Annotated in this window: 12 protein-coding genes, 1 tRNA gene and 1 pseudogene; 9 read left to right on the top strand and 5 right to left on the bottom strand. The window is 72.0% G+C overall.

The window, feature by feature from the left end; genetic code table 11:
• The 9 genes from ACWDN5_RS23625 (at position 1) to ACWDN5_RS23665 (ending at position 6,262) form a co-directional block, all read left to right on the top strand.
• Positions 1 to 453, top strand: a complete 453-nt coding sequence (locus ACWDN5_RS23625) for an acyl-CoA thioesterase (protein WP_310972091.1) — start codon at positions 1 to 3, stop codon at positions 451 to 453.
• Between the two features lies 1 nt (position 454).
• On the top strand, positions 455 to 1,030 hold the full coding sequence (locus ACWDN5_RS23630) for a flavin reductase family protein (RefSeq protein WP_449677802.1): 576 nt from the start codon (positions 455 to 457) through the stop codon (positions 1,028 to 1,030).
• A gap of 14 nt (positions 1,031 to 1,044) precedes the next feature.
• Entirely contained in the window at positions 1,045 to 2,103 is a 1,059-nt protein-coding gene (locus tag ACWDN5_RS23635; protein WP_449677803.1) for an NAD-dependent epimerase/dehydratase family protein, read from the top strand.
• On the top strand, positions 2,100 to 2,285 hold the full coding sequence (locus ACWDN5_RS23640; protein ID WP_310972097.1) for a DUF6222 family protein: 186 nt from the start codon (positions 2,100 to 2,102) through the stop codon (positions 2,283 to 2,285). The genes ACWDN5_RS23635 and ACWDN5_RS23640 overlap by 4 nt, the downstream gene beginning before the upstream one ends.
• A gap of 494 nt (positions 2,286 to 2,779) precedes the next feature.
• On the top strand, positions 2,780 to 3,085 hold the full coding sequence (locus ACWDN5_RS23645) for a DUF6235 family protein (protein WP_310972100.1): 306 nt from the start codon (positions 2,780 to 2,782) through the stop codon (positions 3,083 to 3,085).
• Between the two features lie 351 nt (positions 3,086 to 3,436).
• Positions 3,437 to 3,916 (top strand): DUF6423 family protein, encoded by a 480-nt coding sequence (locus tag ACWDN5_RS23650; protein WP_310972665.1) that lies wholly within the window; start codon positions 3,437 to 3,439, stop codon positions 3,914 to 3,916.
• A 39-nt stretch (positions 3,917 to 3,955) separates the two neighbouring features.
• Entirely contained in the window at positions 3,956 to 5,284 is a 1,329-nt protein-coding gene (locus tag ACWDN5_RS23655) for an FAD/NAD(P)-binding protein (RefSeq protein ID WP_449677804.1), read from the top strand.
• Positions 5,277 to 5,723, top strand: coding sequence for a DUF6187 family protein (locus ACWDN5_RS23660; protein WP_449677805.1), 447 nt, complete (start codon positions 5,277 to 5,279; stop codon positions 5,721 to 5,723). The genes ACWDN5_RS23655 and ACWDN5_RS23660 overlap by 8 nt, the downstream gene beginning before the upstream one ends.
• Entirely contained in the window at positions 5,711 to 6,262 is a 552-nt protein-coding gene (locus ACWDN5_RS23665; protein ID WP_449677806.1) for a carboxymuconolactone decarboxylase family protein, read from the top strand. The genes ACWDN5_RS23660 and ACWDN5_RS23665 overlap by 13 nt, the downstream gene beginning before the upstream one ends.
• Before the next feature lie 39 nt (positions 6,263 to 6,301).
• On the opposite strand, the gene ACWDN5_RS23670 is transcribed toward ACWDN5_RS23665, so the two are convergent.
• From ACWDN5_RS23670 to ACWDN5_RS23690, 5 genes and pseudogenes are all read right to left on the bottom strand, one after another.
• Positions 6,302 to 6,475, bottom strand: coding sequence for a hypothetical protein (locus ACWDN5_RS23670; protein ID WP_449677807.1), 174 nt, complete (start codon positions 6,473 to 6,475; stop codon positions 6,302 to 6,304).
• Between the two features lie 25 nt (positions 6,476 to 6,500).
• On the bottom strand, positions 6,501 to 7,622 hold the full coding sequence (locus ACWDN5_RS23675; RefSeq protein ID WP_449677810.1) for a nucleotide disphospho-sugar-binding domain-containing protein: 1,122 nt from the start codon (positions 7,620 to 7,622) through the stop codon (positions 6,501 to 6,503).
• A 34-nt stretch (positions 7,623 to 7,656) separates the two neighbouring features.
• Positions 7,657 to 8,216 (bottom strand): annotated as a pseudogene (locus ACWDN5_RS23680) (dTDP-4-dehydrorhamnose 3,5-epimerase family protein).
• 85 nt (positions 8,217 to 8,301) lie between these two features.
• Positions 8,302 to 8,520, bottom strand: a complete 219-nt coding sequence (locus ACWDN5_RS23685; RefSeq protein WP_449677808.1) for a hypothetical protein — start codon at positions 8,518 to 8,520, stop codon at positions 8,302 to 8,304.
• 265 nt (positions 8,521 to 8,785) lie between these two features.
• Positions 8,786 to 8,862 (bottom strand) — tRNA-Arg (locus ACWDN5_RS23690).
• Between the last annotated feature and the right edge of the window lie 665 nt (positions 8,863 to 9,527).

A 9,527-nucleotide genomic window follows, 5' to 3' on the forward strand; every position in this document is an offset into this window, starting at 1 on the left:
ATGTCCGACTACTACGAGATCCGCCACACGGTCGGCTTCGAAGAGACCAACCTGGTGGGCAACGTCTACTACGTGAACTACGTGCGCTGGCAGGGCCGGTGCCGGGAAATGTTCCTGAAGGAGAAGGCGCCCGCGGTGCTCGAAGAGGTTCGCCAAGACCTCAAGCTGTTCACCCTCAAGGTGGAGTGCGAGTTCTTCGCGGAGATCACCGCGTTCGACGAGCTGTCCATCCGGATGCGGCTGGAGGAACTCACCTCGACGCAGGTGCAGTTCGCCTTCGACTACGTCCACCTCACCACCGACGGCGAGGAGCGGCTCGTGGCGCGGGGCCGGCAGCGGATCGCCTGCATGCGCGGGCCGAACACGGCCACCGTGCCGTCCCGGGTCCCCGAGCAGCTGCGCGAAGCGCTGGTGCCCTACGCGACGGCCGCGGTCAACGGCAAGGGAGTCTGACGTGGGCCACGACGCAGAGCCTTCCGAGGGGGCTCCCGTGCTCAACCGGCTGCGGACGTCACGCGCCCGCAGTGGCCTCTCCGTCCAGCCGGGCCTGCGGCAGGTGATGGCCCAGTTCGCGACCGGGGTGACGGTGCTGACGGCGGGCGGGGAGGGCGCGCACGGCATGACCGCCAACGCGTTCTCGTCGGTGTCGCTGGAACCGCCGATGGTGCTGTGCTGCGTGTCCAAGGCGGCCCGGATGCACACCGCGATCGTCACCGCGGGCTCGTTCGGGGTCAACATCCTCGCGGCCGAGCAGCAGGAGCTGTCGAAGTACTTCGCCGACTGGCGCCGTCCCGACGGGATCGCCCAGTTCGACGCGGTCGGCTACACGGCGGGCGACCTGACCGGCGCGCCGCTGCTCAACGGCGCGCTGGCCTGGCTCGAATGCGAGCTCGCCGAGGTGGTGTCGGGTGGTGACCACTCGATCTTCCTCGGCCGGGTGGTCGCCACCAGCCGCGGCGAGGGCGAACACGCGCTCGTCTTCTACGGCGGCGGCTACCACCGGATCGACGGGCGGGCCCGCGCGGCCTGAGGGAGGCGAACGTCATGCTGATCGCGGTCACCGGCGGCACCGGCTTCCTCGGGACCCACACGGTCGCGGCCCTGCTGCGGCGGGGGCACCGGGTGCGGCTGCTCGCCCGCGACCCCGCCCGGACCGTACCGTCCACTGTGGACGTCGTGGCCGGCGACGTCACGGACCCCGCCGCCGTCGCCCGGCTGGTCGACGGTGCGGACGCGCTGCTGCACGCGGCGGGCGTCTACACCTTCGACAGCCGGCGCCGGGCCGAGCTGTGGCGGGTGAACGCGGGCGGCACCGAAGTCGTGCTCGCCGCCGCACGCCGGGCGGGCACCGGGCGGATCGTGCACGTCTCCACCGTCGGGGCGCTGTACCCGGCGGCCGGGCCGGCGATCGGGGCGGCGAGCCCGGTCGGCACCCCGCGGGAGGCCTACCTCGCCTCGAAGGCCGAGGCCGAGCGGATCGCCCGTGCGCACCGCGCCGACGGCGTCCCGGTCACCGTCACCCACCCGCCGGCGCTGCTCGGACCGCACGACCCGCACCTGGGCGACCAGAACGCGCGGCTGCGGGACCTGCTGCGCGGGCTGATGCCGATCTGGCCGTCGGGCGGGCTGCCGATCGGCGACGTCCGCGACTCGGCGGAACTGCACGCGCGGCTGTTCGACGGCGTGCCCGGCGACGGGTACTTCGGGCCGGGCCACTTCCTGACCACCCGCGAGTACCTCGCCGTGGTCCGGGCCGCGACCGGGCGGCGCCTGCCCGCGGCGTTCCTCCCGGCGCGGGCGATGTTCCCGGTCGGCCGGGGTGCCGACCTGCTGCAGCGCGGCTGGCCGTGGCACATCCCGGCCGAGTACGGCGCGCTCTACGTCTGCGCCTCCGCCGTGCCCGTCGCCGCGGACGCGCCCGGGGCCGGCGTCCCGGCGCGGCCGGTGGCCCGCACCGTGCGCGACACGGTCGCCTGGTTGCACGCGACCGGACGCCTCACCGACCGGCAGGCCGGCGCGGCCGCCCTGCCCACTGTGCCCATGACGACGACAGCGGTCCCGGCCGAGCCGGGACCGTCCCGACCGAGGAGGGTCCTGCCATGACCGCCAGCGACGCCATCGAGCCCATCCGGCCCGGCTCCGACACGGCCCCGACGGCCTTGACGGACGTGCCGGACGCCTGGCAGGCCCGGCCGATGCCCCGGTTGGGGCGGGGCATCGTCTGGTCCGACCTCGTCGCCGAGATGGAGCACGACTACGAGGTCCGGCTGCGGGATGCCGCGTGAGCGGAAGTCACCGCGCGGACGCCGCGGTGAGGCACTCGCCCTCGCGCTGAACCGCTGCCGTCGAACCGCCTCGGCCACTCGACGGCCGGTATCCCGGAATGCGGCGAGATTCGTCTGATTCGTGAGCTTTCCGGGCCGGGGAGGGAGAACGGAGGAAACGCCATGACAGCTCCGGCGTTGCCGGCCGGGAAGGGCCGGCCCGACGGAAGCCGGCCGAACCGAGCGGCCGCCCGCGCGCGGACTCGCCGCGGGAACCGGCCGCGCCGGCCGAGCGGGAGTACCTGCGTGAGCACATCGTTCTCGGTTACAACTGAACGTCCGGCGGCCGGGCGGGTGCCGCGTCACGGGCGCGCGCCTGCCGGTCCGGCGCACGCACAGAGATGACGCGGTCACCGCGAGGGCGGGACACTGGAACCTCACCGGGGCCGGAGTGCGGGGCGGGACTCGCCGTGCGCGCCCGGCGTCCGGCCGAAGTTCGGTTGGGAGGCCGGCGGATGGCGATGCGCCTCCAGCTCACCGCGGGAGTGCAGGTGCTCGAGGACTGGGCCGAGTCGGCGACACAGGCCGAACGGAACGTCGTCTACGAGGCATTGTTCGCTGTGGGCGACGGGTCTGCTTTTCTGATCTACGACATTTTCGGCGACCCGCACGATCCCGGCAATTTCATGATTATGGTGAAACCGGGTCTGGTGCTGAAAATAATGGTGCAGCGGGCGGAATCCGCATTCGAGATCCGTTATGTCGGCCGTCTGCAGGACGGTGTCGACGCCCCGGCCCGCCCGGGCTCGCCGGGGCAGTGAGCACTGGCCGCTAGATGACGCTGAGGCTTACTCCGGCCAGGCTGCCGCGGCTCGGCCCCGTGACGGTTTGTGACCGGGACGGTCGGGCGACGGCCGACGGCTGACTGAGCGGCACTGCGCCGAACGGGGTAAGAAGTCGCCCGGATGGCGTACGTTCCCGGTGGGTGCAATGCATGCCTCGGAACGGGGTATTCCTCATCTTGACAATGTCTCTTGTGGTATGAAAACCTCGTCGTGTTCGCCGTTGCGGCCGTTATTTTCTGGGGTGAATAACGAGGAGGCTTCGTCATGTCGTCGCCCGAATTGCCAGGACTCGATGTTTCCAGCCGGGTCCGCGCCCGGGACATCCAGCTGACCGGCGTGGCCGATGTCGGCCGCCGGGTACTCATGATCACCGGCGCTATCGACACCACCGATCACGACGTTTCGGTGAGTGTCAGCCTTCCGGAGCCGGGGCGCTGGCAGGTCATCAAGGCCGAGACCAACCTGACCGACCGGACGTGGGTCGCCATGCAGGCGGTGCTGGACGAGGACTCGGTGTTCATCGACGACGCCGCGCTGATGTCGCCCCAGTTCGCGAAGAGCTTCATGACGCCCGACCAGCGGCGGCTGACCTTCTACGACGGTGAGGTCCGGCCGGGCGAGGCCGTGCTCAAGACGTACTCGATGGAAACCGGCGGCAGCAAGCCGACGTACTTCTCCTCCCGGTACAGCCCGCTCGCCACCGACAGCGCCGAGCGGTCGCAGCAGACGCTCGAAGAACTGGTCACCAACGGGATGCGGCAGCGACCGGTGGTCGAGCTGATCGTGCCCATCACGGTGATCGGCTGAACCGGCGCCCGGTCCCGGTCTCGGGCGTGAGGGGAATTCGTGATCAAGTTCGTCCCGGAACCGCACCTGCTGGACTCGCCCCGCGGCCGTGACTGGCCGCGGCTGCCCGCCCCGCCGGCCGCGGACCGCGGCACCCGGCCGGCCGCGACCGCGGAGGTCGTCGTCGTCGGGGCGGGGCCTGCCGGCCTCGCCGTGACGTCGGCGCTGTGGCACCACGGCGTCCGCGACGTCGTGGTGATCGACCGTGACGGCCGCCCGTGCGGGCGGTTCTTCGACCGGATCGACCGGCTCGGCCAGCGTGTCCTGCGCTCGCCCTACGAGCACCACCCCGGCGTCGAGGGCTACCGCGACTGCGAGCTGGTCGACTTCGCCCGGCTGCACTGGGCGCGGCTGACCCCGGTCGAGCGCCGGGAGATCCGGATGTCGCAGGCCGGCCACCGGTCCGTCGTGCCGGTGGACGTCTTCGAGGCCTACTGCGCGCATCTGGCGGCGAGCCACCACGTCGGCGAGAAGACGTGGCGGGGCGAGGTCCGCGAGGTGGTGCCGTCCGCCGACGCGGTCACGGTGCACGCCGGCGCCTTCACTGTCACCGCCCGCCACGTCGTGCTCTGCCTCGGCGAGGAACGGCGCCCGGCCCCGGATTCGTGGTGGGGCGGCGGCCCGACACCTCCCGGGGTCTCGTACTGGGACGAGCCCGTGCCCGACACCGGACGGCAGATCGTCGTCGGCGCCGGGCTGACCGCCGCGCACCTGATCACCAACGCGCTTTCGGCCGGGCGGGAGGTGCACTGGGTGCTGCGCGACCCCGGCGAGCGGTACCAGTGCGCCGACGTCAACTCGACGTTCTTCCGCCCGGAGGGCCGCAAGCGGTTCGACAGCGTCGGCTGGGCCGACCGGCTCGCCCTGATGAACCAGTTCCGCCGGGCGTCGATCATGTTCGAGTTCCAGCCGTTGCTCCGGCAAGCCGAAGCGGACGGCCGGCTGGTCGTCCACCGCGGCGAAACCGTGGCCCGGATCGCGACCGGCGTCGGCGGGACGGTGACGGTGCGACTCGCGAGCGGCCGCCGGATCGTCGCCGACCACGCCGTCCTGGCGCTGGGCACGGCACCGTCCATCGGCGACGGCCTGCTGCCCGCCGAACTGGTCGGCGAGCGCGACGGATGGCCGGCCCTGGACGAGCGCACCCTGGTCTTCGAGCGCGCCCCCCGCGTTTCGGCGGTCGGCGCCGCCACGGCGATGGTCCTCGGCCCGGCGGCCCGGAACATCGACGGGCACCGCGTGGCGACGACCCGGGCGGCCGCGGCCATCGCGGCCGCCGTCCGCCAGGAAAGCCCCGTCAGGACGCTCCGGGAGGCCGTCGGTGTCTGAGCCCGCCGACAGCCGGTTCGCCCTGCCCGACGTCGACGCGCCCGCCGACGTCGAGGTCGGCATCATCCTGCTCGGCCTCGACCCCGACCGCCTGCTCGGCGGGCTGGGCCTGGCGCGGATCGCCGACGATCCGGCGCTGGTCACCCAGCTGGTCGACCAGGTGCGCCATGGCGGAACCGGCTTCGACCTGGCGGGCCTGGTCGCGCTCGGCCGGGACCACTGGCGCTCGGTGCGCTCCGGCTTCGGCGAGCCGGCCGCGGGCACCCCGGGCTCGCTGCGCCAGGAGTGGGTCAAGACCGCCGAGCGCGTCGCCGCGGCCGCGCCCGGTGCGGGCCACGCCTCGATCGCCTACCTGACCGCGTGCGTGCTGCGCCGAGCGGACGTCGATGCCTGCGCCGACGCACCACCGAACGGAGAGGGCCTCCGATGTCCTACCTGAAATCCCTGCCGTCCGAGACGACGCTCCTCCAGGTGTTCCAGGCCTACCCGGGCCCGGCGCGGCACCTGCTGGCCTTCCACGAGCTGGTGCTGCGCGGCGAGTCGCCGTTCACGCCGGGCGAGCGTGAGCTGATCGCGGCCTACGTGTCCGGCCTGAACAGCTGCGACTACTGCCACGGCATCCACACCGTCACCGCCGAGGCGTTCGGCATCCCGGAGGGCACGCTGGCGGCGGCACTCGCCGACCTTGAGTCCGCGAACGTGGACGCCCGGCTCAAGCCGGTGCTCGCCTACGTCGGCAAGCTGACGAGGACGCCGGCGAAAATGACCGACGCGGACGCCGAAGCGGTCTTCGCGGCGGGCTGGGACGAGCGCGCGCTCCACGACGCCGTGCTGGTCTGCGCCCTGTTCAACTTCATGAACCGGATGGTCGAGGGACTCGGCATCCGCGCCGACGAGGCCTACACGACGACGTCGGGCGAGCGGCTGAAGAACGCGGGCTACGCGGGCTTGGCGGAGTTGCTCAACGCCCCGGCCTGACCGGCCCGGGTCGGGCTCACCGGCCCGACCCGGCTCCCGTCAGGCGTTCAGAACGGCTTCGCTGTCCAGCGTGACGTCGACAGTGTCGCCGATGACGACCTTGCTGCCGTCGACGGCCAGGCCGAAGGTGAGTCCGAAGTCGCGTTCTCGTCGGCCCGGAACCAGCCGGCCGACCGGGCCGGGTCGTCGGCGGTCACGATCTGCGCGGTGCATTCGGTGAAACTGCCGCGCACCTTGTTCATCCGCCCAGCGCCTCCAGATTGGTGACGACATCGAGAGGTGAGAGCTGCGCCGCCATCTCGCGGGCGACGGCCGCGGCAGCCGTGGCGAACGCGGGCGTGCCGAGCAGTTCTTCGCAATGCGCGGCCACGGCTCTCGGGGTGACTTCGTCGGGCAGCATCCTGATCCCCGCCCCGGCCTTGGCGACCGCGTCCGCGTTCTCGAACTGGTCGTCGAACTGCGGCAGGGCCAGTTGCGGCACCCCGGCGGCGAACGCGGTGAGGGTGGTGCCCTGCCCGCCGTGCTGGATCAGCACATCGCAGGCGCCGAGCACCTGGTGCAGCGGCATCCGCCCGGCCTGGCTGACGTTCTCCGGCAAGGGACCCCAGGAGGCTATGGCCCGCTCGTCGACCGCGATCACCACGTCGACGTCCAGCCGCCCGAGCTCCCGCACGACGGCCAGCATTTTCCCGTGCAGGTCGGGAATTCCGAAAAGCGGAACCAGCGTGCCGAGGGTCAGGCAGATCCGGGGCTTGGTGCGCGGCGCGAGCGCCCAGCCGGGAACGTGCGCGGTGCCGTTGTAGGACACGTGCCGGAAGCTCAGCTGGCTTTTGGCGTGCGGCAGGCGCAGGCTCGGGGGCCACGGGCTCAGCGACAGGGCGGCCTCGGGAAGGGTGAGTCCGGACGCGGCCGGCGAGCCGGCGAGCACCTCGGCCGCGCCCGCGCGGTACTCGGGCAGTTCGGCCACGCCCCAGCGCACGTCGGCCAGCGGTGTGCCGTGCGCGGCCGCGGCGAGCGGCCCGGCGAACTCGGCCCGCTCGCTCAGCACGACATCGGGCCGCCACGAGTCCACAATGGACAGCATCCGGGGCAGTGCGGCCTCGGCGATCCGCCCGAACACCCGCCCGTGCACGTGCCGCCGCTGTTCGATCGGATGGGTGGACAGGTCCGGCCCCAGCTCGACGAAGTCCATCGGCGGCCCGCACGCCACGGCGGGCAACCCCGACCGCAGGACGGTGTCGACGAAGTTTTCGGGGACGGCGACCAGCACCTCGTGCCCCGCCGCCCGGCAGGCCCAGGCGAGCGGGACCAGCGGGAAGAAGTGACCCAGCAGGGGTTCGGTGGTGAAGAGGATCCGAATGGTTCGCTCCGATCTCGGTAACCGGCCGGCCCGGTCAGTGCGACAGGGCCTCTTCGGCGGCTTTGCACTTGTCGTAGTGCGGAAGCAGCCCGCGTTCCAGGGCTTCGGCGAGCGTCGGCGCGGCTTGGTCGCGCGCGGACAGAACCGGTGTGAGGTCTCCCGGCAGCGGGAGGTCGAGGGCGGGGTCGAGCACGGAGAGCGCGAGCTCGTTTTCCGCCACGTATTCCCCGCAGAACAGGTAGGACATCACGGTGTCGTCCTGCAACGAGATGAACGCGTGGCCGACGCCGACCGGGCGCAGCCCGGCGGTGTCGCGGTGTAGTGGACCCCCCGGACGACCCCCGGCCGCGACCGGCTGTGGCTGGTCTGGGCCACTTCGAAGAGCGGCCGGCCGGTGGCCGGTCGGAAGGCTGTCTCCTGAAACGTGGAGACGAAGTGGCCGCGATCAGCCGAAACCGGCGTTGGCGTGATTTCCAGGGCGCCTTCGACGGCGAGTTCACGTATTCGCATCGCAGCCTCGTTCACGAGTCCGGAAGAACGACCACTTTCGGGCCAGCGTGGCAGGCGTGGAACCGGGTCAGCGTCTTCAGCCATGCGCTACCGCCGCCTCGCCCGGTGTGGGTGGGGACAAGACCGCCGGGCTTCGGCGGTCCGGTCCTCTGTCCGGCCGGTGCCGGTGTCAGGCCGCGTCCGATGTGGAGGACGGCATGTTCGCCGGCTCTGCGGGTGTTCGGGGTAGTGGTTCCGGTGCCGGGCGGGCGCGGGCGGCCAGGTAGCTGAGCTTGGTCAGGTGGCGCTGGACGAGTCCGGCGCGGCGGGCTTCGTCGAGGGCCGTCCGGGCGATGGTGTTCTGCCTTCGCCGGCGGTGACGGCCACCGCCGGGTGGTTCCTGGTCCATTTGTGGTCCTCTCTGTTGGCTTCACCCGATCGTGCGAGGCCGCGATCGATCGATCGGCGAGATAACAAGGTTGTTTCGGGAAGAACTCGTTCAGGACCCGCTGGGCCACCTGGCCGCTCACGCGGTGCGCCTTCCGGAGTCCTGCGCGCGAGAGCGCACGACAGGCGGAACTGTCCACAGTGGGAGTGAGACCGAGGCGTCGGCTGTGGGCCCGATCACTGGGCCGGGGCACGCCGTGCGCTGCTGCGCACGGCGTCTTCCCTGGTGGCGCCCCCGGCAGGACTCGAACCTGCGACCTAGAGATTAGAAGGCTCTTGCTCTATCCAGCTGAGCTACGAGGGCCCGCGCCGACGGCCGCTGCCGGTGACCCGGCACTGGCAGCTTAGTCGTCGCCACCCACTCGATCGTTCGACACCGGCGAATCGTTTCAGGTCTCGTTCGACGTAATCGGGGAGTTTCGCGCGCGCAGTGGTGATCGGACCCCCTCCTGTGTCCGGGGAAGTGCTGAGCGTGACCGTTCGGGGTTCTCCGCGCGGCCGGAACCTGTAATCTGGCCAGCAGAAGGCTCTTGCTGTGTCCAGCCAGAACCCTGCTCGCCCGCTCGACCCGCGGCCGGGCAGGCAGCGCCGTGGGCTTCTGCGCGCCGCTGCCTGCCCGGCGCAGCGGGGCGGCGAGCCGGTCGTCGACCCCTGGACTTCTGCCGGGAAGTTGTGTCGGGGAGGCTCCTGCCTGCGGGAATGTCGATGGTGACCTCCTCTGCCGTTTGAGGTGTTCGCCGCTGGTAGTTGCCAGGTGGTAGTTCCCGGCCGGCTGCCAGGCACCGGGAGGGTGGCCTGCTGGAGTTCGCCCCCCCGGTCGGCCGAAGCGCCGCCCGAGAACTCCAACAGGCCTCCCGTCGGCCCCGGGGACCGGCTCCTGGGCCTGGAACGCGTCTCCTGCGGCTCCAGAGGCCCAGGAAGGCCCCCGGGGAGCCCGTGGGCGCGCCCTGCCGCAGGGGGCGCGCCCAC

Source organism: Amycolatopsis sp. NPDC003731 (assembly GCF_053586895.1).

What these genes read in the sequence shown, in the direction of transcription:
- ACWDN5_RS23625 (WP_310972091.1), top strand. Translation starts at nt 1, where the DNA reads ATGTCCGACTACTACGAGATCCGCCACACGGTCGGCTTCGAAGAGACC.
- ACWDN5_RS23635 (WP_449677803.1), top strand. Translation starts at nt 1,045, where the DNA reads ATGCTGATCGCGGTCACCGGCGGCACCGGCTTCCTCGGGACCCACACG.
- ACWDN5_RS23640 (WP_310972097.1), top strand. Translation starts at nt 2,100, where the DNA reads ATGACCGCCAGCGACGCCATCGAGCCCATCCGGCCCGGCTCCGACACG.
- ACWDN5_RS23645 (WP_310972100.1), top strand. Translation starts at nt 2,780, where the DNA reads ATGGCGATGCGCCTCCAGCTCACCGCGGGAGTGCAGGTGCTCGAGGAC.
- ACWDN5_RS23665 (WP_449677806.1), top strand. Translation starts at nt 5,711, where the DNA reads ATGTCCTACCTGAAATCCCTGCCGTCCGAGACGACGCTCCTCCAGGTG.
- ACWDN5_RS23670 (WP_449677807.1), bottom strand. Translation starts at nt 6,475, where the DNA reads ATGCACCGCGCAGATCGTGACCGCCGACGACCCGGCCCGGTCGGCCGG.
- ACWDN5_RS23685 (WP_449677808.1), bottom strand. Translation starts at nt 8,520, where the DNA reads ATGGACCAGGAACCACCCGGCGGTGGCCGTCACCGCCGGCGAAGGCAG.